We start from the raw sequence: 228 nt of genomic DNA, 5'->3' as shown, positions 1-228 counted from the left end.
GACGCCGACAACCCCGCACCCGCCAACGCCTGCCGGATCACCCGCTGCTGCGACGGACCGTTCGGAGCGGTCAGACCGTTCGAGGCACCGTCCTGGTTCACCGCCGAACCCCGGACGACCGCCAACACCTCGTGCCCCAGCCGCCGCGCGTCCGACAACCGCTCCACCAGCAGGAAACCAACACCCTCCGCCCAGCCCGTACCGTCCGCCGCCTGCGCGAACGCCTTG

The 228-nt window shown here is 71.9% G+C and carries 1 protein-coding gene; it reads right to left on the bottom strand.

Features of this window, described 5'->3' with window-relative positions:
• On the bottom strand, nt 1-228 hold a 228-nt coding region (locus tag ACSC1Q_RS43305), incomplete at both ends, for a beta-ketoacyl synthase N-terminal-like domain-containing protein (RefSeq protein ID WP_436764562.1).

This window comes from Streptosporangium heterodermiicola (assembly GCF_051390675.1).
GTDB lineage: Bacteria > Actinomycetota > Actinomycetes > Streptosporangiales > Streptosporangiaceae > Streptosporangium.
This window is presented reverse-complemented; position numbering and strand designations above follow the sequence as displayed.